The 21,745-nt window shown below is 62.1% G+C and carries 21 protein-coding genes and 1 tRNA gene; 12 read left to right on the top strand and 10 right to left on the bottom strand.

Annotated features, from left to right (window positions below; translation table 11 throughout):
* Positions 1 to 113 precede the first annotated feature (113 nt).
* On the bottom strand, positions 114 to 1,493 hold the full coding sequence (locus tag FHS82_RS03715) for a hypothetical protein (RefSeq protein ID WP_166948795.1): 1,380 nt from the start codon (positions 1,491 to 1,493) through the stop codon (positions 114 to 116).
* Between the two features lie 535 nt (positions 1,494 to 2,028).
* Between FHS82_RS03715 and FHS82_RS03720 the strand changes: the two genes are divergently transcribed.
* On the top strand, positions 2,029 to 2,625 hold the full coding sequence (locus FHS82_RS03720; RefSeq protein ID WP_166948797.1) for a superoxide dismutase: 597 nt from the start codon (positions 2,029 to 2,031) through the stop codon (positions 2,623 to 2,625).
* A gap of 158 nt (positions 2,626 to 2,783) precedes the next feature.
* Here FHS82_RS03720 and FHS82_RS03725 read toward each other — a convergent pair whose 3' ends face one another.
* On the bottom strand, positions 2,784 to 4,655 hold the full coding sequence (locus FHS82_RS03725; RefSeq protein WP_166948799.1) for an ABC-F family ATP-binding cassette domain-containing protein: 1,872 nt from the start codon (positions 4,653 to 4,655) through the stop codon (positions 2,784 to 2,786).
* Positions 4,656 to 5,129: 474 nt separating this feature from the next.
* On the opposite strand from FHS82_RS03725, the gene FHS82_RS03730 reads away from it, so the two are divergent.
* The 5 genes from FHS82_RS03730 (at position 5,130) to pssA (ending at position 9,382) form a co-directional block, all read left to right on the top strand.
* Positions 5,130 to 5,354 (top strand): hypothetical protein, encoded by a 225-nt coding sequence (locus FHS82_RS03730; RefSeq protein WP_166948801.1) that lies wholly within the window; start codon positions 5,130 to 5,132, stop codon positions 5,352 to 5,354.
* A 123-nt stretch (positions 5,355 to 5,477) separates the two neighbouring features.
* Entirely contained in the window at positions 5,478 to 6,848 is a 1,371-nt protein-coding gene (locus FHS82_RS03735; protein ID WP_377700236.1) for a nucleotide sugar dehydrogenase, read from the top strand.
* A gap of 86 nt (positions 6,849 to 6,934) precedes the next feature.
* Positions 6,935 to 7,621 (top strand): Crp/Fnr family transcriptional regulator, encoded by a 687-nt coding sequence (locus FHS82_RS03740; protein ID WP_166948803.1) that lies wholly within the window; start codon positions 6,935 to 6,937, stop codon positions 7,619 to 7,621.
* A 99-nt stretch (positions 7,622 to 7,720) separates the two neighbouring features.
* Positions 7,721 to 8,449 (top strand): phosphatidylserine decarboxylase, encoded by a 729-nt coding sequence (locus tag FHS82_RS03745; protein WP_166948805.1) that lies wholly within the window; start codon positions 7,721 to 7,723, stop codon positions 8,447 to 8,449.
* A gap of 87 nt (positions 8,450 to 8,536) precedes the next feature.
* Positions 8,537 to 9,382, top strand: a complete 846-nt coding sequence (pssA, locus tag FHS82_RS03750) for a CDP-diacylglycerol--serine O-phosphatidyltransferase (RefSeq protein WP_166948806.1) — start codon at positions 8,537 to 8,539, stop codon at positions 9,380 to 9,382.
* A 15-nt stretch (positions 9,383 to 9,397) separates the two neighbouring features.
* Here pssA and FHS82_RS03755 read toward each other — a convergent pair whose 3' ends face one another.
* The gene (locus FHS82_RS03755) at positions 9,398 to 9,772 is read right to left on the bottom strand and encodes a hypothetical protein (protein ID WP_166948808.1); all 375 of its coding nucleotides are present in this window, start codon (positions 9,770 to 9,772) and stop codon (positions 9,398 to 9,400) included.
* A 204-nt stretch (positions 9,773 to 9,976) separates the two neighbouring features.
* Between FHS82_RS03755 and FHS82_RS03760 the strand changes: the two genes are divergently transcribed.
* From FHS82_RS03760 to FHS82_RS03770, 3 genes are all read left to right on the top strand, one after another.
* On the top strand, positions 9,977 to 10,669 hold the full coding sequence (locus tag FHS82_RS03760) for a Maf-like protein (RefSeq protein WP_281351064.1): 693 nt from the start codon (positions 9,977 to 9,979) through the stop codon (positions 10,667 to 10,669).
* A 37-nt stretch (positions 10,670 to 10,706) separates the two neighbouring features.
* Entirely contained in the window at positions 10,707 to 10,931 is a 225-nt protein-coding gene (yacG, locus tag FHS82_RS03765; protein ID WP_166948812.1) for a DNA gyrase inhibitor YacG, read from the top strand.
* Positions 10,932 to 11,086: 155 nt separating this feature from the next.
* A tRNA-Phe gene (locus tag FHS82_RS03770) sits at positions 11,087 to 11,162 on the top strand.
* A 152-nt stretch (positions 11,163 to 11,314) separates the two neighbouring features.
* Here the strand turns inward: FHS82_RS03770 and FHS82_RS03775 are convergent.
* The 6 genes from FHS82_RS03775 to FHS82_RS03800 form a co-directional block, all read right to left on the bottom strand.
* The gene (locus tag FHS82_RS03775; RefSeq protein ID WP_166948814.1) at positions 11,315 to 11,533 is read right to left on the bottom strand and encodes a hypothetical protein; all 219 of its coding nucleotides are present in this window, start codon (positions 11,531 to 11,533) and stop codon (positions 11,315 to 11,317) included.
* 326 nt (positions 11,534 to 11,859) lie between these two features.
* Positions 11,860 to 12,261 (bottom strand): hypothetical protein, encoded by a 402-nt coding sequence (locus tag FHS82_RS03780; RefSeq protein WP_166948816.1) that lies wholly within the window; start codon positions 12,259 to 12,261, stop codon positions 11,860 to 11,862.
* Positions 12,262 to 12,834: 573 nt separating this feature from the next.
* Entirely contained in the window at positions 12,835 to 13,722 is an 888-nt protein-coding gene (yghX, locus tag FHS82_RS03785) for a YghX family hydrolase (protein WP_166948817.1), read from the bottom strand.
* An 86-nt stretch (positions 13,723 to 13,808) separates the two neighbouring features.
* Positions 13,809 to 14,201, bottom strand: coding sequence for an MAPEG family protein (locus FHS82_RS03790; RefSeq protein WP_166948819.1), 393 nt, complete (start codon positions 14,199 to 14,201; stop codon positions 13,809 to 13,811).
* 693 nt (positions 14,202 to 14,894) lie between these two features.
* Positions 14,895 to 15,746, bottom strand: coding sequence for a hypothetical protein (locus FHS82_RS03795; RefSeq protein ID WP_166948822.1), 852 nt, complete (start codon positions 15,744 to 15,746; stop codon positions 14,895 to 14,897).
* Between the two features lie 22 nt (positions 15,747 to 15,768).
* Positions 15,769 to 16,398, bottom strand: a complete 630-nt coding sequence (locus FHS82_RS03800) for a DUF6650 family protein (protein ID WP_166948824.1) — start codon at positions 16,396 to 16,398, stop codon at positions 15,769 to 15,771.
* 290 nt (positions 16,399 to 16,688) lie between these two features.
* Between FHS82_RS03800 and FHS82_RS03805 the strand changes: the two genes are divergently transcribed.
* On the top strand, positions 16,689 to 17,903 hold the full coding sequence (locus tag FHS82_RS03805; protein ID WP_166948826.1) for a hypothetical protein: 1,215 nt from the start codon (positions 16,689 to 16,691) through the stop codon (positions 17,901 to 17,903).
* A 128-nt stretch (positions 17,904 to 18,031) separates the two neighbouring features.
* Here the strand turns inward: FHS82_RS03805 and FHS82_RS03810 are convergent, their stop codons facing one another.
* Positions 18,032 to 18,787: a GIY-YIG nuclease family protein gene (locus tag FHS82_RS03810; RefSeq protein WP_166948827.1), complete on the bottom strand. Its 756-nt coding sequence runs from the start codon at positions 18,785 to 18,787 to the stop codon at positions 18,032 to 18,034.
* Positions 18,788 to 19,406: 619 nt separating this feature from the next.
* Between FHS82_RS03810 and FHS82_RS03815 the strand changes: the two genes are divergently transcribed.
* Together FHS82_RS03815 and FHS82_RS03820 are read left to right on the top strand one after the other, a co-directional pair.
* The gene (locus FHS82_RS03815; RefSeq protein WP_166948829.1) at positions 19,407 to 20,090 is read left to right on the top strand and encodes a hypothetical protein; all 684 of its coding nucleotides are present in this window, start codon (positions 19,407 to 19,409) and stop codon (positions 20,088 to 20,090) included.
* A gap of 37 nt (positions 20,091 to 20,127) precedes the next feature.
* Entirely contained in the window at positions 20,128 to 21,552 is a 1,425-nt protein-coding gene (locus FHS82_RS03820; RefSeq protein WP_208394053.1) for a site-specific DNA-methyltransferase, read from the top strand.
* The last annotated feature ends 193 nt before the right edge of the window (positions 21,553 to 21,745 follow it).

Below are 21,745 nucleotides of genomic sequence, written 5' to 3' on the forward strand. Positions count from 1 at the left end.
CACTTCCGTGAAAAGCCGAAGCCCGGTGGCGGGATGACCTTTCGCAGAAGCGGCGAACCGCCTGTATCCTTAACGACTTGCGAAACCGGAAAACGCGCTTCCGGTTCGATGCGTCAGTCCGGTTTGCCGCCATCCGGCTGGCGATCGATCTTCTTGCCGGCGAGCGCCGGATCCTCGCCCGAGGCGATGTAGCTTTTCAGATTGTCGAGCGAATCGAACCGGAAGACGCCCTGCGGCGTCTCCGCCTCGATCATGCCGTTGTCGAACATCACGTAGACATTGTCGCCCGCCCGGTAGGAGCCGACGATGGCGCCGGTATTCCCTTCCGGCCGGTCGGCGGTTTCGTTCGCGGCGGGCGGTGCATCGGGGGCGTCGGCCGTGGGCGAGCCGGCTTCCTCTTCGGTCCCGCTCTCCTCGTCTCGCGTCTCAGCGCGTTCCGCTGGCTGCTCGGCTGCCTTCGCAGCGGCGTCGGGCTTGCGTCCATCGGGCGCTTCCGGTTGGCGAGGCTGCCGGTCGTCGCCAGCCGCTTCTTTCGCCGGCTCGCCGGGAGGCGTCGGGCCAGCCGGTTCTCCGTCTCCGCCCGCGGGCTGATCGGCCTTCGGCAAGTCTGGCGTGGATCGGGAGGGCGCCACGGCGGGCTCGTGGGCCTCGTCCTGCGGTGCGGACGGAGCCGCCGGGCGCCGCGAATCGGGACGCGACCGATCGGGCACATCGGCCAGAGCGAGCCGCTCACGTGCCAGTTCCGCCGCCGTGGGACCGGGCGGCGGTTCCGGCGGGGCGTTGCGGCCCTGCGCGGCCGTGCTGCTGCCCTTGCCGAATCGCGACCAGAAGCCGCGCCGCTGGCGCTCGGATTCGGGAGCTTCGGTATCCTCGCCGTGCAGCGAAACCTGGATCTTCAGTGCGGACCGATCCTGCCGCGATTCCCCGGCCGCGACCGGCGCGGCGGCGGCATCGCGCCGCCATGCATCCTCGTCATGCAAGGGAACGTCGCGCAGCGTCAGAAAGTCCGGAGCGGCTCCGAGACTCGGCGCGCCAAGACTCGGCGCGCCAAGACTCGGTGCCCCAAGAGGAGTAGCCGCTTGCGTTGGCGCCGCTTGAGCCGCCGTTACCCGGGTCGCTGGCGCGGGGGCCGGCGGCTCGGGCTCATGCTCTTCCGCCGCCTCCGGCGCATGTGCCACCAGCGGCTCGAAGCGCGGCCGGACGGAAGCGGCGTGATCGGGCGCGGCCGGTGCACCGTCGAAGTCGGCGTCGTGATAGTACGAATGGGGTGCGGGAGCCTCCGGCAGCGCGTCGGCGAGACGGTCCGGAAGGCGGCGCAACTCCTTCAGAATCATCGCGATGCCAAGCAGCAGCACGCCGCCCGTGGCGACGACGCTGCCCGAAATGACCATAGACCAGCCTCGTTCGAGGACGATCATGCCGGAGCCGATGACGACGGCACCAAGGCCACCGCCGATGAGAAGGCACGCGAGAACAGTGCTTATGAAAATCATACGACAGGCACTCTTGCATTGGATACAGGGCCGGCGAACCGGCGGCCGCCGGACCGAACGGGGCGCGCCTGCAATCGACGATACAACAGTCACAAAAACATTCACGTCTTATGCGACGGTAAGGCGTTCTTAAAACAACAGCAGCTTCCCGAAGTGCCTCCCGCAACGGGAACGATGGCCCGCGGTGTTGGAGACAAGCCGTTCGCCACCAGCTTCTAGCACGTGAAGCTTTCACTGAACTGACTTGTCGTTTGGTAAACTATCGACGGAAATCTGCCGAAAACATGGCGTACCATGGCCGATGCGTGGAAACGCGGCGGCGCTTTCCATGGAACATAATGAAGTCTATCGAGTTAAAGACGAGAATCGCGTAGCATCGCCTTTCCAAGGTGGAGACTGCCGTATGAAACGCCGCCAATTCCTGCTTTCATTGTCAGCCGCTGCTGCGGTTGGTAGTGTCGCCACCGTCGACGCTACGAGGGCCGCCAGCGACCCCCGCGCCGCAAACCGAGCATCAAACCCCCAGGAGCAAGCCATGTCGTTTACGCTTCCCGATCTTCCCTACGCTCACGACGCCCTTCAGCCCTACCTGTCGCGTGAAACGCTTGAGTATCACCACGACAAGCATCACAAGGCCTATGTCGACAACGGCAACAAGCTGCTCGAAGGCACGGATCTCGCCGGGAAATCCCTGGAGGAGATCGTCAAGGCTTCGTTCGGCACCAACCAGGCGCTCTTCAACAACGCCGGCCAGCACTACAACCACCTGCACTTCTGGCACTGGCTGAAGCCCAACGGCGGCGGTGCCATCCCCGGCGAACTCGAAAAGAAGATCATCGAGGACCTCGGCTCGGTCGAAAAGGCCAAGGAAGACTTCATCCAGGCCGGCGTCAGCCAGTTCGGCTCCGGCTGGGCGTGGCTCGCGGTGAAGGACGGCAAGATCGTCGTGCTCAAGACGCAGAACGGCGAGAATCCGCTCGTGCACGGCGCGACCCCGATTCTCGGCGTCGACGTGTGGGAGCACTCCTATTACATCGACTACCGCAACCGCCGCCCCGACTACCTGAAGGCGTTCGTCGACCATCTGGTCAACTGGGAATACGCCGCCGAGCTTTACAGCAAGGCCATCTGATTCCCCCCGTGTCCCGGCACAAGCCGGGCGCTGCTGATCGCCCAGAGAATTTTTCGATCACTCGTGATCGCCAAATGCTCTGCGATTCTTTCATTGAGCGAATTCTGATCGGAAAGCGCTCCAGCCCCGGAACGCGCCGCGTTCCGGGGTTTTCCGTGTCAGGAGGCTGCCTCGATCTCGGCAGAGGCGGCAAGCCATTCCTCTTCCGCCTGGGCAAGGGCCGTGGCGGCATCGGCGCGCATCTTCGCGAGTTCGGCCGCCTTCTCGGGGTTCTTGCTGAACGTGTCCGGCGCGGCGAGGGCCGCATCGATCTTCGCGATGCCGTCGGCGAGCTTGTCCATGCGCGCTTCCAGCGTTTCGATGCGTTTTCGCAGGGGGGCGAGGGCGACGCGCGTGCGGGCGGCGTTGCGGCGCCGGTCGGCCTTCTCGCCGCCGCTGCCCGAGGCGGCCGCGCGCGTCGCCGGCGCATCGCCCGCCAGCACGAGCCGGCGGTAGTCGTCCATGTCGCCGTCGTAGGGCTTGACGGAGCCGTTGTTCACCAGCCACAGCCGGTCGACGCAGGCCTCGATCAGGAAGCGGTCGTGGCTGATGAGCACCACCGCACCGGGATAGTCGTTGATGGCCTCGACGAGCATCTGCCGGCTATCGATATCGAGATGGTTGGTCGGCTCGTCGAGAATGAGCAGGTGCGGCGCGCCGAATGCCGCGAGGCCCATCAGCAGCCGCGCCTTCTCGCCGCCCGAGAGCTGCGCTACCGGCGTGTCCGCCTTGGCGGCGGGAAAGCCGAGCCTTGCCGTGCGCGAGCGCTGCTGCGCCTCCGTCGCCTGCGGCATCAGCACGGCGATGTGCTGCAGGGCGGTGGCGGCGGGGTTGAGTTCGTCGAGCTGGTGCTGCGCGAAATAGGCCACGCTGAGCCGGGCGGCGCGCGTGACCGTGCCCGTCATGGGGGCGAGCCGGCCCGAGAGCAGCTTGGCGAAGGTGGACTTGCCGTTGCCGTTGGCGCCGAGCAGCGCGATGCGGTCGTCCGGCAGCAGGGTGAGGTTGAGGCGGTCGAGCACCACGCGCCCGTCATAGCCGGCGACCGCGCCCTCCATGGCGACGATGGGCGGCGACAGCGGACGCTCGGGCCCCGGCAGGTCGAAGGGGATGGATTCCTCCTCCGTGATGGCGGCGATCGGCTCCATCTTCTCCAGGCGCTTGATGCGCGACTGCGCCTGCTTGGCCTTGGTGGCCTTGGCACGGAAGCGGTCGACGAAGCTCTGCAGGTGCTTGCGTTCCGCCTCCTGCTTCACGCGCGCCTTGGCAACGAGCGCCATCTTCTCCCGCCGCTGCCGGTCGAATGACGTGAACCCGCCGCGATAGAGCGCGAGCTTGCCCCGGTCGAGATGCAGAATGTGGTCGACGGCGGTATCGAGCAGCTCGCGGTCATGGCTGATGACGAGCGCCGTGTAGGGGTAGCGGCCCAGATAGTCATAGAGCCAAAGCGTGCCTTCGAGGTCGAGGTAGTTGGTCGGCTCGTCGAGCAGCAGCAGGTCCGGCTCGTTGAACAGCACGGCGGCAAGAGCCACGCGCATGCGCCAGCCGCCGGAGAACGACGAGCAAGGGCGCGCCTGCGCCTCGGCGTCGAAACCCAGGCCGTGCAGGATGCTGGCTGCGCGCGCGGGCGCGGCGTGCGCGCCGATATCCACGAGCCGCGTCTCGATCTCCGCGCGGCGCAGCGGGTCGGCCGTCGTCTCGGCCTCGGCCATGAGGGCGGTGCGCTCCGTATCCGCCGCGAGAACGACGTCGATGAGGGCCTCCGGCCCGCCCGGCGCCTCCTGCGCCACCGCGCCGATGCGGTGCCCGCGCGGCAGGGAGACGGAGCCGCTTTCAGAGGCGAGTTCGCCGAGCAGCAGCTTGAACAGCGTGGTTTTGCCGGCGCCGTTGCGCCCCACGAGCCCCACCCGCGCGCCGGTGGGAATCACCGCGCTGGCGTGATCGAGGATGAGCCGGTTGCCCAGCCGGTAGGTGAGGTCGGTAATCTGCAACATGGTCCGATTGGCAATCCGGTATGATTCGCCCGCCCGGCGGCGGGCCTCGCGCCCGTGCGGGAGAAAGGTTCTTGTCGCGTCAAACGGGCGCTGCCGCAAGGGCCGGCAAGGGTCTGAACGAGAATCCGATGCCGGACAGCCGTTTGCATGACATAGCGCAAGCCGCCGATCATAGAGTGAACGGGGAATGAACATAAAGCGGACAAGGGCGCTGTTTTGAGCTTGTCAAAGTCAGAAAATTGCGTAGGTTCGAGTCAGCCGGTGCATATGTGGATAATTGTGAACGGTTTTAGAAAGTCGAGCGTCACAATGCAAGAACCATGAAAACGCCACGTTTTAGCGCTGCCGTCGTCTGTGGACAGCATATGACGGTCTTGTTGATGTTCTGTGGATAAGAGTGATTCGAGCTACGCCATGGAAACCCGCACGAAGAGAACTGAAGCGCACAGAGCCGCGGACAAGAGAGCCGCAGCCGTGAGAATTGCTACGGGAACCTCGTCCAGCCAGTTCTCGCGAGGGGCGTTCGCCATCGTCGCGGCGGCGCTGATTCTCGGAATCGCGATGACGGCCAATACAGTGGCCGCGAGCCTGCGTCACCCTGTTTCCGTGCAAGGCGGCTCTTCGCTGCGGGCAGACCATGGCTCCCATCCGCATATCGCGAGCCTTCCGGCGGTCGTTGTGCCGGCCGCGTCCCGATAGGGAGAGGCGGCCGTCTCTTGACAGGGACGCGGGCTTGTCCGCAGAGATGGCCGTGCCGTTCATCCGCGATACCCCACGCGGGAGCAGGCGCGCCCAACGCCATCGAAACGGGATACCCTGACCTTGCCGTCCTCTGTCTCCCAGTCCCCGTCCGCCGACGCCGGCCGCAGCGCGCAGGCGTTGCTCGCGGCGATCGAGAATCGCAGCGCCCGTGTCGGCGTCATCGGGCTCGGCTACGTCGGCATACCGCTGGCGCTCGCCTCCGTGGAATGCGGCTTTCCGGTGCTGGGCTTCGACATCAATGCCACGCGGGTGGACCGGCTCAACGGCGGAGAAAGCCTGATCGCGCATATTCCCGACACGCGCATGCGGGAGGCTGTCGCCTCCGGGCGCTTTGAGGCGACGGCGGATTTCAGCCGGATGGGCGAGGCGGACATCGTCATCATCTGCGTGCCGACGCCGTTGACGCGCCAGCGCGAACCCGACCTGTCCTTCGTCGAGGCGACGGCGCGCTCCATCGGGCGGACGCTGCGGCCGGGCCAGCTGGTGGTGCTCGAATCGACCACCTGGCCCGGTACGACGCGCGAGGTGGTGAGGCCCGTGCTCGAAGCGTCCGGCTTCGCGAGCGGGCGCGATTTCTTCCTCGCCTATTCCCCGGAGCGGGAGGATCCCGGCAACGACACGTTCTCGACGCGGGCCATTCCGCGTGTCATCGGCGGCGACGGCGAGGCGGCGCTGACGCTGGCGCAAGCGTTCTACGGCGCGTTGGTGGTGAAGACGGTGACCGTTTCCTCGCCCGAGGCGGCGGAGGCGGTGAAGCTGACCGAGAACATTTTCCGCGCCGTCAACATTGCGCTCGTCAACGAACTGAAGACCGTCTACGCCGCCATGGGCATCGACGTGTGGGAGGTGATCGACGCCGCGAAGACGAAGCCGTTCGGCTTCATGCCCTTCTATCCGGGGCCCGGGCTCGGCGGCCACTGCATCCCGATCGACCCGTTCTACCTGACGTGGAAGGCGCGGGAGTTCGATATCGTCACCCGCTTCATCGAACTGGCCGGCGAGATCAACACGGCCATGCCGCACCGGGTGGTCGACGCGCTGGCCGCCGCGCTCGACCGCGTCCGCGGGCGCGGGCTGAACGGGGCGCGCATTCTCGTGCTCGGCGTTGCCTACAAGAAGAATGTCGACGACACGCGCGAGAGCCCGGCGCTGAAGCTGATCGACCTCATCGAGGCGCGCGGCGGCCATTGCGACTACCACGATCCGTTCATCCCCGCGCTGCCGCGCACCCGCGCGCATCCCCGGCTCGAAGGACGGCGGTCCGTGGCGTTGGATGAGGCAACGCTCTCCGCCTGCGACGCGGCGCTGATCGCGACCGATCACGACGGCGTCGACTATGCGCTGGTGGCGCGGCGGCTGCCGCTCGTCGTCGACACCCGCAACGCGCTCGCCCGTGCCGGTATCGCGGGGGAGAACGTCGTCAAGGCGTGAGCCCGGCCGACCGATTAGGCGGGTCAACTTTTCCTGTTCTGGTGTATCGTGACGCGGACTACACAGATTCGCGATCGGGGGGCAGGATGGGGACGCTGGATCGGGTGCCGTTTTTCCAGGGGGCCGGCATCGATCTCGCACGTTTCGATTCCCGGCTTCACTGGCGCCGCTTCGCCACCGACGAAGTGCTGATCGACTACGAGGAGCAGTCGACGGACGTTTATTTCCTCGTCGCGGGCGAGGTGCGGGTTCTGGTCCGTACCCAGGCCGGGCGGGAGATCATCCTTGACGATATGCGCGCCGGTGAGTTTTTCGGCGAGCTGGCGGCCATCGATGGCGTGGGGCGTTCCGCCAATGTGGCCGCGCTGACGCAGGGCGAGGTCTGCGTCATGCCGGCGAGCGTCTTCCGCGACATCGTGTTCTCGTCGCCTGCCGTCGCGGACCGCCTGCTGCGCCTGCTTGCGCAGCGCGTGCGCGAACTCAATGCCCGGCTGACGGAACATGCCATCCTCGACCTGCGCCACCGGCTTTATGCGGAACTCCTGCGCCTGTCGACTCCGCGCTCCGGCCATCCGGGCGAGCGCGTCATCACGCCGCCGCCGTTCCATCACGTGCTCGCCGCCAGAATCGGCTGCCGTCGCGAACAGGTGACGCGGGAATTCACCTCTCTGTCACGTGATAGTATCGTGGAGCGCACGCGCGGCGCGCTGGTGCTGAAGCAGCCAGAATTGCTGCGCCAGCGCGTCAGCGACGCCATGCGGGAAGTGGCCTGACGCGGCCAGAAGGCGAGAATCCGCGCGAATCTGGCGCGCTGCCATGCCGGTTGACGTGCCGACGTCATGCTGTCATGCAACATGGTGCGGAGCGCGCGGATGCGACGGGCAATCGGGAACAGGAAAATGTCCATCTACGATTCCATCAGGCAGACTATCACGCCGATCCACAAGGAAGGTTTTCCGTTCATCGCCGTCGCGGCCATCGCCTCGCTGGTGCTCGGACAGCTATGGTCGCCGCTGGGCTGGATCGGCCTCGTCATCACCCTCTGGATCTGCTACTTCTTCCGTGATCCGGAGCGCCATACGCCGGTTCGCGAGGGGCTTGTGGTGGCGCCCGCCGACGGGCGCATCAGCGCCATTGCCGAAGTGCTGCCGCCTCCCGAGCTGGAGCTGGGAGAGACGCCGCTGCTGCGCATCTCCATCTTCATGAACGTTTTCGACTGCCACGTGAACCGCAGCCCGGTGGACGGCACGGTGGAGCGCGTCGTGTACACGCCCGGCGTGTTCATCAACGCCGATCTCGACAAGGCGAGCGAGGACAACGAGCGCAACGGCCTCGTCATCGTCTCGGGAGAGACGCGCATAGGCGTGGTGCAGATCGCCGGCCTTGTGGCGCGGCGCATTGTCTCATTCGTGCGCGAGAACGACACCCTGCAGGTGGGCGAGCGCTTCGGCCTGATCCGCTTCGGCTCGCGCGTCGACGTCTATCTGCCCGTCGAGGTGCGGCCGCTCGTCGGCCTTGGCCAACGCACCGTCGCCGGAGAGACGGTACTGGCGGATTTCCTCGCATCCGGCGAGCCGCCGCACAGCTTCCGCGCCGCGTGACATTTTTGTCCGGCGTTGCAAAATGAATCGCCGTCGCCTCACCGATCCCGTTTGATTGGCGAGGGGTCTGGTGTATGAATAACGCGCATGAGTGACCTGTTTCCGCCCTTCGTGCCCGATCCCGAGGAGCCGCGCCGCAGGCGGTTCCGGCCGATCCCGCTACGCCTCCTCGCCCCCAATCTCATCACGCTGCTCGCGCTCTGCCTTGGCCTGACGGCCATTCGCATGGCGATCGAGGGGCGTCTCGACCTGGCCGTTTTCTCGATCGCCGTCGCGGCGGTGCTCGACGGAGCGGACGGCAGGGTTGCGCGCTACCTGAAGGGCACATCGCGCTTCGGCGCGGAACTCGATTCGCTGTCGGACTTCGTGAACTTCGGCGTCGCGCCGGCGCTGCTGCTCTACACGTTCATTCTGGACGAACTGAAGTCGCTCGGCTGGATCGCGGCCATCGTCTACGCCATCGCGGCGGCGTTGCGCCTTGCCCGCTTCAACGTGATGCTGGACGATCCCTCGCGGCCGGAATGGCAGAAGAATTATTTCGTCGGCATGGCGGCGCCCGCCGGCGCACTCACGGTGCTGTTGCCCGTCTACCTGCATTTCATCGTCTGGCCGGTCGGCGAACTCGCGGCGCCGGTGGTCGCGGTATATACGGTCTTCATCGGCCTGCTGATGGTCAGCCGCATGCCGACCTTCTCGGGCAAGGCGCTGGGCCAGCGCATCGCGCGCGACATGGTGCTGCCGCTGTTCGTGCTGTTCGTGCTGTTCACGGCCCTGCTGGTGAGCTTCCCCTTCCACGTGCTGGCGCTGGCGACCGTCGCCTATCTCGTCTCGCTGCCGCTTGGCGTGGCGCGCCACCGCGCGCGCGCGCGGGAAGAGGCGGAAAAGACGGCAGTCGCCGCGCCGGAGGAGGCGATACGGGACGGGGAGGGTTGACGCCCGGCCTGGTGCCTACTTCCCTTGCAGGTGCTTGGCCGTGAGGCGCTTGGCGTTGGCGCGGACGCGGCGGCGCGCGGGATTGGCGCTTTCGTCTGCGATCTTCATCAGCTTGTGCGGCAGATCGCCCGGCCCCACGCGGCCGAAGGCCATGTCAATCCACAGGCGCTGCCACGCCTGCGCGGCGATGAGGCTGCCTTCCATGGCGGCCGCGGCCTTTTCCGAAAAGGCGCGCTGCGTCTCGGCGCTCATCGGATGGGTGGGGTCCAGCGTATCGTAGAGAAACTGCGGCAACCGGAAGGCGATGGTCGTCGCGGCAGCCTGCGCCGTCTGGGTCGCCTTCACGAGCTGCGGCTGCGTGACGGGAGGCTTGAAACGTTTGCTCAGCATGGAATGTCCTGTCGTGGGAGGAGTTATACCTTAGGTCGTGGTTAACCGTCGATCATGTCCGCATCGCGACATGGACGCGGCAACCATCGCGCGAAGCAATCCTTTTCGCGGCCGATTGTTCCATGCTAATGGCGTCATGTCGATGTCTCGATGTTCATATCCCCCACGGCGGTGAGGCATGAATCAGGTTTTCGGGAGAGGTTCTTGAGCGAAATCGTTTCGTCGCAGGCACAGGACGGCGGGCCGGCGGAGAACGCCGCGCGTCCGTCGTGGAGGCCGCAGCTCGTCCTGGCGTCGGCCTCTCCCCGGCGGCTGGCGCTTCTTGAGCAGATCGGGCTGACGCCCGATATCCTGCTGCCGGCGGAAATCGACGAGACCCCGCGGCGCGGCGAGAAACCGCGCGACTACGCCCGGCGTGTGGCGATCGACAAGGCGGAGACGGCGCGCACGCTGCTCAAGGCGTCGGAGGGCAAGGGCGAGGCGGTCGGCAATGCCTATATCATTGCGGCGGATACGGTAGTGGCCGTGGGCCGGCGCATCCTGCCGAAGGCGGAGATCGCGGAGGAGGCCGAGCAGTGCCTGCGCCTGCTGTCCGGCCGGGCGCACCGCGTCTACACGGCACTCGCCGTCGTGTCGCCGCACGGACGCCTGCGCGACCGCGTGGTCGAGACGCGCCTGCGTTTCAAGAACCTCGCGCGCGACGAGATGGACGGCTATCTCGCCAGCGGCGAGTGGCGCGGCAAGGCGGGCGGCTATGCCATCCAGGGGCTGGCGGGTTCCTTTGTCGTCAAGCTGGTCGGCTCCTATTCCGCTGTGGTCGGGCTGCCGCTTTACGAAACGGTGTCGCTGCTGACGGGAGAAGGCTTCCCCGTTCACGGGCACTGGCTCAATCTCTGACGGCCGGGTCGCGCGACGTTATAGAGGGAGTGCTGCCATGGCGGATGCCGACGACAACAACGACAATGCCGCAACGCCACCTGCCGGCGGGGCCTGCCCAATTTGCGGCAAGGAAGCGCAGGCGCGCTGGCGTCCGTTTTGCTCGAAGCGATGCGCCGACATCGACCTGCACCGGTGGCTCTCGGGCAGCTACGTCATCCCCGCATCCGATGAGGCGGAAGAAATCGACGGCAACCATGCCGACGATACGCCCGATATCTGAGCAGGCGTGGCGAGGCCGAGGGGCGCGGGCGAAAATCCCCCTCTCTTGCCTGTGGACAAAATCGCACAACCCCTTGCCGCCGCGCTGGACATCGAAACACGATGCCTCTATAAGAACCAGATCGCGGGGGCGGACATTTCCGAACTTCCACGCGGGCCCAGATAGCTCAGTTGGTAGAGCATGCGACTGAAAATCGCAGTGTCGCTGGTTCGATTCCGGCTCTGGGCACCACCATTCCCCCAAAGCGATAGACTTTCAATATTTTAGTTGATATCAAGGGCTTGCGTCTCGCCGTACTGGTCAATAGCGGTGGACAACATGCTATTTCGCCTATAGCATTTCGACATTTCGTTGAAACGCCGAGATGCTATAAGTTTTTGATATTACGCGCTTTCTTCACGCAAACCGGTATCCGCTTTGCTTGAAAACGCTTTTGCCCATCCGATGAAACGCCCATCCTCCACCAATTGCATCAAGCGTATCCCGATGGCGTAAAAGCCGCGACGGCCGGTTTGCGCCTGCGCATCCCGCTTGGCGACGGCAGCTTCGTGGACAAGACCATTCGCCCGGGCGCGCAGGATGTCCGCCTTTCTCCCGCGCACGATCGATCCTGTCCAGGCGAATTGTCAGCAGACCGTCGTTCTCGCCTATTGGAGCAGTTTGCATTCAAGTCGATCCATCGACTTGAATGCAAACTGCGGTAAAATATAGAACTTGGAGCGTACGGAGCAGGCATTCGGGCAGGGCGCAGACGGACTGCTCGCCGCGCCTTCGCCGGCATGAAGGCAGTAAGCGCGCCCGATCGTTTCGCCCGAGCCTGTCGATCCGGCGAACCATCGTCGCATCGCCATGCCGCAGACATGAGAAGCCCGCACGTGCTTTCTTTCGCATGCGCGGGCGTTCGATAGTGATGGGAAGAGCGATCGGTTTATCGTTGCTGAAGTGGCTGCTGCGGGGTCAGAACGTTATGTTCCGTTCCGATGACCGCTCTGTTCGGGACGCATTGTCCGTTTCTCCATACCCATGCCTTTCCCTTCTGCCTGCATAGATATTCGAGGGAGGGATCGAACGGAGCATCCGGCTGCACCGGCCGTACCGGCCCCACGACCTGCCCCTTGCCCGGCACCTGCCTCTGATCGGCTTTTGGATCGACTCTTTGATTGGCCCTCGGAGCGGCCTTTTGATCAGAAGTTTGAGCGAGAACAGTGTAGTTTGCGGGGGCATACACGCCCGCTTTCGCATCTGTCGCCACCTGCTGCGCATGCACAAGGGTAGTAACAGATGTAACAAACATTGCTGCAATAAATGATACTTTAGTATAGATTCGCATTGACGCCTCCTATGATGAGCAAGGCAATCTTGCCCTACAATCTTTGGTCGCGCCAGAATTGCTAAAGTTTCTCGCGAAATAAAAATATTTCAAAGATTTTAAGTAGCCGGCATGATGATTATTTGGGCAAGTTTACTCAATTTCTATGGGAGATAGTGCGGAGGCACTTGTCCTGGCCCTCCGTGCCTTTTTCGTCGCCATCGCCACCGCCTTGAAGGTGATAAGCGCGCCCCGAACTGTCGTTTGCGTCGGGTCCGAAGCCGCGCCGTCCAAGGTTACGTTGCTGATGGCCGTCCGGACGATTGCGCCCCTGTCCATTAAAGCGTTTTCAAGCAAAGCGGATACCGGTTTGCGTGAAGAAAGCGCGTAATATCAAAAACTTATAGCATTTCGGCGTTTCAATGAAATGTCGAAATGCTATAACTGGCGGATGACTTCAGTGTTACCAGGCGGCATTTATGGTGTTCCGGCGGGGGCAACCGCGTTCTCGCGCATGGACAGGCGAGCATGACCGTCCGCTGCCGGCATGCGGAACAGGCCGGCGGCGTCGGGTCAGCGAGCGGTTCGGAGGTATTACGCCAGATAGCGGCGGAACCATGCGATCGTGCGGTCCCACGCGAGCCTGGCCGCCGCCTCGTCGTAGCGCGGCGTCGTGTCGTTGTGGAAACCGTGATTGACGCCCGGATAGATGTAGGCTTCGTAAGTCTTGCCGTGTTCCTTCAGCGCCGCTTCATAGGCCGGCCAGCCCGCGTTGATGCCGGTGTCGAGTTCCGCATAATGGAGAAGCAGCGGCGCCTGGATGCGCGTTACGTCCTCCGGCCGGGGCTGGCGCCCGTAGAAAGGCACGGCGGCGGCCAGTTCCGGATAGGCGACCGCGGTGGCGTTGGCGACGCCCCCGCCGTAGCAGAAGCCGACGATACCAATCTTGCCCGTCGTCGCCTCATGACCCGCGAGGAACTCGACCGCGGCGAAGAAGTCGTTCATCAGTTTTTCGGGGTTGACCTGCGCCTGCAACTCGCGGCCCTTGTCGTCGTTGCCGGGATAGCCGCCGACGGAGGTCAGGCCGTCAGGCGCGAGCGCGATGAAGCCGGCCTTCGCGACGCGGCGCGCCACGTCCTCGATATAGGGGTTGAGTCCGCGGTTCTCGTGAACCACGACCACGCCGGGCAGCCGCTCCGACGCGGACGCCGGGCGGACGAAATAGCCGCGCACCTCGCCATGGCCTTTCGGCGACGGATAGGTGATATAGTCGGCAACAATATCGGTGTCCGTGGGGGCCACCTGCTGCGCGAGCGCGTAGTCCGGGCTCAGCGATGCCAGCAGGGCGCTTGCGGTGACGCCACCCACTGCGAATCTGGCGGCGCGGTCGAGAAACTCGCGCTTGGAAATCTTGCCGTGTGCGTAATAGTCGTAGAGATCGAGCAGTTCCTGGGGAAAGTCTTTTGCGGTGAGCCGGGACATGGTTTCTCCTCCGATCCGGTTCGGGCGAGGACAGAATAGACCGGTGCGGGACCGCTGTAGATTCACAATCGGGAGTGCGGCATCTATTATCGCGCGAGCAACATTATTGCCGTGATCAGGATCACAGTCCAGGTGACGAGCATCGCCGGGGCCCGCAGGCCATATTGCCGGAGCGATCCTTCAGGAGCAAGCATGCCGAAGGGATGCGCCACGCGGGCGGCAAGAAGCGCGACCAGCAGGGTGCGGACGACCCCGCCATCGGCGCCACCAGCTTCATTCAGGCCGATGAGGAGCAGGGCCAGAGGAACGTACTCGGCGAAATTCGCATGAATCCTGATCTGCCGCCGGAGCAGCGTTTGCCCGCCGTCGCCGTGATGAACCCTGTATTTCGCGCGCCCGACCGTTACCCACAAGGACAACGCCACGAAGACGATGCCGAGCAGCGCACCGTAGAACGCAGTCAACGCCGGGAATACCATCGTGCTTCACTCCATTCCGCCGGAGGGGCGCCGCGCAATCTTGAAAGGAAAGCCCGCAGGTCACGGCCGCAGCTATTTCATTTTTTACTCCGAAGCCATGACGATTCGTAACGCATACCGTCGCAAGCGACAGGGAAATCATCAGCGGAGCACCTCTGGCGCTCCGGAACGGCAGATGGAATAAATAATTGGGAAGCGGGTTGGCGGTGGACGCAGTCGGCAGCGAACCGGTCTCTGCGGGAGCTCCCTGATCATCAGGGAAAATACAGGGAACCCGGCTGCTTGCGGGCGCCGTTCGGGACTTTTTGCTCGACTATCCCATTGGAATTAAGACATATTTTAAGCGAATTCCCTATGCACTGGAACAGGGAATAATTTTCTCGGAACAGGGAATGCGCAGCGGCTTGCAGGGAAAAGATTCTCCGACAACAGGAATTTTTGGATTCCTTATAGGGCTGGAAGCAAAAAATGTCCTGACTGAAGTCCAATTTTGAGATTATCGTAAAATTCGTCTAAAGGATCGGAGATTGCAGAACGCTATTGAAAATTCAAAAAAACCTCCAGTCGGAAACGAGCCCAATCGTTACTCCATGTCCTGAATCTGTTAGGTCTTGACGAGGTGTCGCCGCCGGCCTCCATTCGGCCGATATGTGGCGTGCGAGGTATGCGCTAGCTTAATCGGCTTACAGTCCCTTAGCCCACCGCCATGTAGGACGCCCCGAACACATCGGAGAACACCTCGATCGTGGCGAAGGCGCCCGCTAGTGTGCCGTCCTCCAGCGTGTTTATGCCCAACGCGGCGCGGGCTTGCTCGAACAACGGCGCTCCGCTGTCGCTGCTACGGATCGCTTCGAGAATGATTTTGGCTGCTTGCTTTATATGGACGTTGAATGGAAGAGGCTCTCCTTCAAGGCCACGGGTGATCACGTTATTGAAGGCCGGACTCTCGATGTCGGTGACTTCTGAATGTCCTTTGCCCCGGAACCCAGGCGAGTCGTAGCTGTAACGCCCGTGTCCCTTCAGGCGGCCTACGCTCGCTATATTGCTGTTATCGATAATCGTCTCGGCTTCCACGTTGGCCCAGAGATCAGCCGACTGCCAGAAGGCTGGGCTCGCATAGACTGTGGCCGCGCGGCCGTTGCCCTTTGCCTCGATCCTTTCTAGGGCATCCTGTTGATGGGGCGTGGTGTTGTACCGATAGTAGGAGCGCTTCCAATGCTCCCACTCACCGGCACCCTTCGTCTTCAGGAAGACGGGCCTCTTGTACTGGACAAACAGATTGAAGCGGAACGGCGGCATGCGGCAACTGAACTGGTCGGCAATATGGTCCAGCTCACATATTTCGACGCCAGTCATCCGCGACCAGCGTCTACGCCGCACGAATGGCGCCCTCCGCATGATCCTCGGAAGCGGCAGCCAGAAGGCATCATCAAACCCGAGCAGCGCTTCGTCGCAGGGGTCCGGTGAGAACGTAACGTTCGTTAAACGTGCCACTTCATGGGAAAAGTATTTCTCGTACGTCTTCTCCTTGAATTCCGTCTCCACCCTGCCTCTCCCTTTGTCTCGGTCATTTCAGCGATTGATCGTATTCCCCTCGCAAGGCTGGCAACTTCGGCAGTACATAGGCTTCGACAGGCCAGGGCGTCTCGTACTGGGACATCATGTTGCTCTTTGGCAGCGTGGCGCCCCCGATTTTGGCGACTTCCACCAGACAGCGGTTGAAGTGGCCGCGTAGAGCCTCGAGTGCTGCGAAATAGGCTTCCCGCGCCTGGGGGGCGCGACGGACATCTGGATGGTCGATTTCATCGGGCTCCCGGTGGAGTGTGTTAAGCCGTTGCTCGAAGGTCAGGAACTGACGCAGGGCTTCGGCCATCATTTCCAAAAGCAGGTACAGGCCGCCGTCCTTCGCGCCATATAGCTCCACCTGCTTGTCGATGAGGGTCTCCCTGATGCCTTGGAGCGAAGCCAGGGCTTGGTCGATGCAGTTGTCACAACATTCGGAAGCGTTCAGCACGCGACGATCGGCGAGCCGGATGACGATCTCATTGGCGACACGTTTTTCCGTATCGTCCGGCTTCACGTTAAAGCTGACGAAGGGCAAATTGATCGTTAGGCCATCGACATGGCGGCTGGCCAGCTTTCGAGCTTTCTCAATAGTGCCCATCATGTCAAAGCGCGGCCACTCTATCTCCCTCATTCGGAATCATCCTCCCATCCGCTTCATCATAGCAAAATATCAGTCGTTCCGTGATCGATCACGAACCAGCCCTTCACCCTATAAGGATCTCATATGTTCCTCTTACGTTCACAAAACGCTTGACCGTGGACTTTCCGGCAGGCAGGGTGAAATGAACTGCTGCAAACTGCGACACCGGATCGAAATTTGCTCTATGGTAACAGCGGAGCGTAGAGAGAACCACCGCGATGTTAAATAACGTCCGTATACTTACTCGTCGAGAACTCTATGATTTAGTATGGTCGAAGCCCGTGCAGAAAGCTGCAGCCGAACTTGGTATTTCTGATCGCGGTCTTGCCAAGATCTGCTCTCGCCATCGCGTTCCAAATCCATCCCGCGGCTATTGGGCCCGCGTCGCTGCTGGTCAGCGATTCAAACTGCCGCCTTTGCGCGAAATTGACGATCCTGCACTCGATCGAATCGAGATCACAGCAACCATCTCGCACCTTTCCGAAAACACTCAGGAAATGCTCCGCCAAGCCAAGGTGGAACGCGCGGAACGACACGCCGAGATGGTCTCCGATCCTTCCGCGCTTTCTCAGCCGGTCGAAAAACCACATCGCGCCATTGTGGCGACTGCCAAAGCGCTTCGCAAAGCGAAAGCAGACGAATACGGGTGTGTTGCCGCAGCCGGCGCGGGGCTCTGCGGCGTGATCGTACACAGTGATCGTATTGAACGCGCCGTTGCTTTTCTCCATTCGCTGGCCACCGTCCTGGAGGCAGATGGACTCCAGCTGCAGCCTGATGAAACGCGCATGAAGATTGTCGTCGGCCAAGACATGGTTGCATTCACGTTGACCGAGAAAACGCGTCGCGAAAAGCACATTCCTACAGAAAAGGAACAGGAACTCTATGATCGTCAGCAGGCGAAACGGCAGCGAGCCGCAGATCGGCGGGACTGGGACCTGTACTCATCGCTCCCCCATCAACAGCCGTGGCCAGAATACGATACCATCTATACGGGGCAACTCGCCTTTGTGGTCGACAGTTGGACGCATGGGCTGCGCAAGAGCTGGACGGATGGAAAGACACAAAGCGTCGAATCGATGTTCGAGAACATCGTCTCTGGCCTCAAGGTTATCCTTTCCAACAATAAGTCGGAGCGAGAGCGTCGCGAGGAGCAAGAGCGCCAGCGGGCCGAACTCGCCCGGCGGCATGCTCTTGCCAAGAAACGTAAGGAGCGCGAGGAAAAACGTATCGCCTATTTGCGGGAATTGATGCAGCTTCAGCGTGAAGCGTCCGATATACGAAGTTGGCTCGCCTCTTTGCCCGAGACAGCTACAGCCGACTTTGCGAGCGATCTCGGGCGTATGATGCAGTGGGCGACAGGGCGCCTGGCTGATCTGGAGGCACTGACGACTGTGGAGGCCGCAGCCGTGCAGTTGGAAGGAAACGCATTGTTTCCGGAAATTGACGAACTGCACGATCCGATGGGAGAGCCGCCAGAACGAAAATATTACTGGTGAAGCCGCATGGCCATGCTGCTGAGAGTGAGAATTTGTTCGAATGGGGAGATCCGGCTTTGCGCTTCACGCGGTCGGTTCATCTCGGGCGCGGATCGCATAGGGAGCAAAAAGCCGCGACAAAGGATCACTCACGCGATTTTCTTCCATCGTTTAAAGGCTGTTACAGCCTTGGGAGGTAACCGGAACCATTCTCCGTTCTTGCGATATTCGCTAAACCGACGATGCCAGTAATTCTCGACTCCAACGGGATCATCGGTCAGGATTGAATGTATAAACTCTGTCGTCTCAGGCAGTTCGATCTGTATCTCACGCGACCTCCTGCTTAGAGACAAAGTTCGGCCTATCTTATAGTCCTTTCCGTACTGGATCATGTACACATGCCCAATTTGCGAAATGTCCGGGGTCGGTGGCTTTGGACGCGTTACTGGATTTTCGTTCAGATAAGCTTTACACATAGCAACAAGCACATCGTCGTTATGTCTCTCCGCGTACAGACGGACTTCTTGCGCTAACTCAGCCATTGATTTACGGCGGCTGATCGTTTTCTGATCCGGAAATTGAGGATTTTGTGCCCGTTCAACCTGCAGGTCAGTCGTATTCGGAAACTTCTCCAGCTTATGCGCAAGCGATCCCACTGCTGCAAATATCTCAGCATCGGATATCGCAATTGTCCACTTATTCCTAGCGAAGCCCGCTTCGATAAGAACGTTACTCCACGTGCGCCATAGCTTGGCACGCCATATGTGAGGAAGAATGCCCGTTTCTTTCGTAAATTTTTGCTGCCCCGGCGGAATGCCGCCATCTCGGTCAGCGATTTCCTTCACGAGGCGGATAATTTCCGCCTTTTGGACTTCTTCGCTCATATCGCTGCCAAAGCTTTGCATCAATGACGTCCAGGAAATGTTGGTCGGGGAAGAGACCGCTGCGAACTATGCGAAACCACGTCGCCCTGAAAATCGGATGACGGGTTAGCTGATGTCTAAAGAGAAAGGCCGTGGACGCGGCGTTCGTGAACAACAGCGAGTATAAGAACGCCGTCATCCACAATCTCCTACAGATTGACATAGCTCTGGTATTCGTGGCGCCGAACGCCACCGCCGACACCTATCACCGGACGCCCCATATATGGCGCTTCGCGCCAATAGCCGGAAGCAGTCCGCCATTTCATCCTTGTATCGGCGGGCTTGCACCACACCGAACTGCTCAATACCGTTAGGAATATTTCACAATATTTCTTATGTCGCCGTTTCCTGAGAGCACAGATGCCGCATTCCCACGAATGTGCAACGCAGCATTATGTTAATGAATTGTTCATCGTCATTGGCGAGATGGCGGCGGCCCGCCAGACAGCGCATCGGTCGTCAGACTTGGTTTCTTGAGCTTCAGATCCATCGTGGAAGCTCGCGGTCAGGCGCATCTCTTCCCGATCTTGTGATTGAATATGAAACCCATCTTGACATCTCTATTGTTGCTGCGTATTAGAGACCCATCGTGAGGTGCCAAATGTACAAGCGCAACCAGCTCGAAGAGGCGATCCTGCGGTCGGAAGGCCATGATCCGGCCGGTGAGGTTCAAGACATTCGGATCCGGATGAAGCGGTTGCTCGACAGCGATCGCAAGCGGGCCGTCGTCGTGGAGTCGCTCTTCGATCAGGCCTATGCCTTCTACAGCGCAGCCGCTCCGGGGACCGGCCAGGAGGTGTGGTTCACGAGTTATGAGGTGCTCGCTCTCTGGGTCGGCCTAAAGCTGCTCGCCAGCGGCTATCCGCAGGGAAGAGTGGTGACCGTGCTGCGCCACCATCGCAAAGCGCTGGAACGGGAGCACGAGAGGATCACCTCGAGCGATCTCTTGCCTCTCTTCGGGAGATCCGGCTTTCTCGATAAGCGGGCCACCGATGAACACCGGGAACGGCTGGTTCAGGAAGGCCGCCTCGTCGAGCGCATCGACGACATGGTGTTTCTGGCGATCGAGGCGGTTCCGGACGTGGGGATTTCAACACGCGTCATCAACGACGATAGCGATCCACGCCCGGCCAACATCTGCCGGGGCGGCAAGGAGCTGATGCATTTCATGGAGGTCGAAGGTTTCATGAAACGTCCGGTTCTTGTCGTCGAGCTGACCAACGCGGCCCATCAACTGACACATTGGCTTGCCCGCATAGAGCCTACAAGGCGCGGGCGGCCATAGGCCTCGACAATCCATGTCGCTGTAAAGGAATACACAATTGAAACCTCGACTTATATCTCATTCCCCGGATCGGCTGGACCTGACCTCCATCGCCTCCTTGCGGCCGGCTCCGCGCAACGCCCGCACCCACTCCAAGGCGCAGATCCGCCAGATTGCCGACAGCATCGAGCGGTTCGGCTTCAACAATCCGATCCTCATCGACGCTGAAGGGCGCGTGATTGCCGGGCACGGGCGGCTGGCTGCTGCAAGGCTGCTCGGGATGGAGCGCGTGCCGACCCTGTGCCTGGCACACCTCAATGAGGCGGAAAGACGCGCCTACGTGCTGGCCGACAACAAGCTCGCCGAGAAGGCCGGTTGGGACCGCGAATTGCTCGCGCTGGAGCTGGGCGAGTTGGCCAGCCTGCTGGAAACCGAGGATTTCGACCTGACCATCACCGGCTTCGAAACCGCCGAGATCGATGGTCTCCTCACCGATTTCGGCGCGCCGGAACCGGAGGCCGAGGACGTCCTGCCTGAGCCGGGGCCGCCGGCGGTCGCACCGGGCGATCTCTGGATCCTGGGCAGGCATCGCCTGATCTGCGCCGATGCTCGCGACCCGGCGGCCCTGACCCGGTTGATGGAGGGTCAGGCGGCCCGCATGGTGTTCATCGATCCGCCTTATAACGTGCCCATTGTCGGCCATGTGCAGGGACGCGGAAAAATCCGGCACCGCGAGTTCGCGTTCGCCTCGGGCGAGATGTCCGCTGTCGAGTTCACCGCATTTCTTGAGGCGGCCCTGCGCCTGTGCGCCGAGCATGCGATGGACGGCTCACTCCATTATATCTGCATGGATTGGCGCCATGTCGGCGAATTGAGCCTGGCCGGAGGCCGCGTCTATGATGCTCTGAAAAACATCTGCGTCTGGGTGAAAAGCAACGCCGGCCAAGGCAGCTTCTACCGTTCACAGCACGAATTGGTCTTCGTCTTCAAGAAGGGTTTAGAGGCCCACGTCAACACCGTCGAGCTCGGACAGCACGGGCGCTCGCGCTCGAACGTCTGGAGCTACCCCGGCGTGAACAGCTTCAAGGCCGGGCGCGACGATGAGCTGGCCATGCATCCCACGGTCAAGCCGGTCGCCTTGGTAGTGGACGCGATACGCGACTGCACCCATCGCGGCGACATCGTTCTCGACAGTTTTGCCGGCTCGGGCACTACCGTGCTGGCGGCGGAAAAGACAGGACGCCGCGCCCGCGCGGTGGAGATTGATCCCGTCTATGCCGATGTGGTTATCCGGCGATGGTTGGCCTTCACGCAGTCGGACGCCATGCTGGAGGCCACCGGCGAAACCTATGCCGAGGTCACCACCCGCAGAAAACGGGAAAGGGCGGCACCACAGCCAGCCCCGGCCGCTGGGTCGGAACTTCTGGCGCTGGCCGCCGATGAGGATCATAGCTGGATCGCGCTTGGTGGAGGTGAAAAATGAGCAAGGACTCGCTCGACGAGAACGGCCTCGCGCCGCCCGCCGTGCCAGAGGACCGGCAGCCTGTCGCGGAGCTGGAGGAACGCGTGGGGTATGGGCGGTGACCTGCCCCCCGGAAGTTCCCTCGCTGTGATGTAGAGTCTGCCCAATCTGAAAAGGAGCAGACGACATGAGGAAAAGCCGTTTCACCGAGGCG

The organism is Pseudochelatococcus lubricantis (genome assembly GCF_011762225.1).
In the GTDB taxonomy this organism is placed as follows: Bacteria; Pseudomonadota; Alphaproteobacteria; order Rhizobiales; family Beijerinckiaceae; genus Pseudochelatococcus; species Pseudochelatococcus lubricantis.

What these genes read in the sequence shown, in the direction of transcription:
- FHS82_RS03740 (WP_166948803.1), top strand. Translation starts at nt 6,935, where the DNA reads ATGGGGACGCTGGATCGGGTGCCGTTTTTCCAGGGGGCCGGCATCGAT.
- yghX (WP_166948817.1), bottom strand. Translation starts at nt 13,722, where the DNA reads ATGTCCCGGCTCACCGCAAAAGACTTTCCCCAGGAACTGCTCGATCTC.
- FHS82_RS03745 (WP_166948805.1), top strand. Translation starts at nt 7,721, where the DNA reads ATGCGACGGGCAATCGGGAACAGGAAAATGTCCATCTACGATTCCATC.
- FHS82_RS03790 (WP_166948819.1), bottom strand. Translation starts at nt 14,201, where the DNA reads ATGGTATTCCCGGCGTTGACTGCGTTCTACGGTGCGCTGCTCGGCATC.
- FHS82_RS03755 (WP_166948808.1), bottom strand. Translation starts at nt 9,772, where the DNA reads ATGCTGAGCAAACGTTTCAAGCCTCCCGTCACGCAGCCGCAGCTCGTG.
- FHS82_RS03780 (WP_166948816.1), bottom strand. Translation starts at nt 12,261, where the DNA reads ATGCGAATCTATACTAAAGTATCATTTATTGCAGCAATGTTTGTTACA.
- FHS82_RS03725 (WP_166948799.1), bottom strand. Translation starts at nt 4,655, where the DNA reads ATGTTGCAGATTACCGACCTCACCTACCGGCTGGGCAACCGGCTCATC.
- FHS82_RS03810 (WP_166948827.1), bottom strand. Translation starts at nt 18,787, where the DNA reads ATGCAAAGCTTTGGCAGCGATATGAGCGAAGAAGTCCAAAAGGCGGAA.
- FHS82_RS03800 (WP_166948824.1), bottom strand. Translation starts at nt 16,398, where the DNA reads ATGAGGGAGATAGAGTGGCCGCGCTTTGACATGATGGGCACTATTGAG.
- pssA (WP_166948806.1), top strand. Translation starts at nt 8,537, where the DNA reads ATGAGTGACCTGTTTCCGCCCTTCGTGCCCGATCCCGAGGAGCCGCGC.
- yacG (WP_166948812.1), top strand. Translation starts at nt 10,707, where the DNA reads ATGGCGGATGCCGACGACAACAACGACAATGCCGCAACGCCACCTGCC.
- FHS82_RS03815 (WP_166948829.1), top strand. Translation starts at nt 19,407, where the DNA reads ATGTACAAGCGCAACCAGCTCGAAGAGGCGATCCTGCGGTCGGAAGGC.
- FHS82_RS03715 (WP_166948795.1), bottom strand. Translation starts at nt 1,493, where the DNA reads ATGATTTTCATAAGCACTGTTCTCGCGTGCCTTCTCATCGGCGGTGGC.
- FHS82_RS03720 (WP_166948797.1), top strand. Translation starts at nt 2,029, where the DNA reads ATGTCGTTTACGCTTCCCGATCTTCCCTACGCTCACGACGCCCTTCAG.